Source organism: Mycobacterium sp. GA-1199 (assembly GCF_001500045.1).
In the GTDB taxonomy this organism is placed as follows: domain Bacteria; phylum Actinomycetota; class Actinomycetes; order Mycobacteriales; family Mycobacteriaceae; genus Mycobacterium.
The window spans coordinates 1-526 of record NZ_LQIX01000049.1 but is presented as its reverse complement, the minus strand read 5'-3'; the positions used below and the strand labels follow the sequence as shown (position 1 = coordinate 526).

At 65.0% G+C, this 526-nt stretch carries 1 protein-coding gene; it reads right to left on the bottom strand.

What is annotated here, in order from left to right; all coding sequences use genetic code 11:
• Positions 1-526: M15 family metallopeptidase (locus AU198_RS20915; RefSeq protein WP_064350502.1), on the bottom strand; the 526-nt coding region annotated here is incomplete at both ends.

The window sequence follows — 526 nt, the reverse complement described above, 5'->3', positions numbered from 1 at the left end:
GTCCAGCCGCGGTCGGTGAAGATCCGCACCGCGGGGTCACCGCCGTGCAACAGGCCCGGGTCGATGCGGGTGCGGTCGAGATACGGTGCCGCGTTGGCGGGCTGGAGATCGCCCGCGTCGTCGATGTAGGGGTTGATGAGGGGATTGATGTCGATGGCCCGGCCGTAGGCGTGGTGGGACCAGTTGCCGGATCCGGGAATGTCGCGGCAGTTGAAGGCCGACGTATTGTTGTCGCGCATGGACAGTTCGTCCTCGGCGCCCGGGTAATGGTCGGGCGTCTGCATCTTCTCGATGGGATAGCGCGCTTCGCGGAGCTCGTCGAAGATCTCGATGACCTCTGGTACCAAGTCCTCGTGCACGACCAGTTCTCCGCGGTGTGTCTGGAGATCCATTCCGAGGTAGTCGATCTCGACCCGTCGCAATCGCTCCGGATCCAGAGGGCAACCGGGACGCCAACTTTCGCCGAGTTCGGCAGCGGTGACGGGAAAGACTTCGGAAGGTGTTGGGGGGGGGGGCGGGGGAGGAG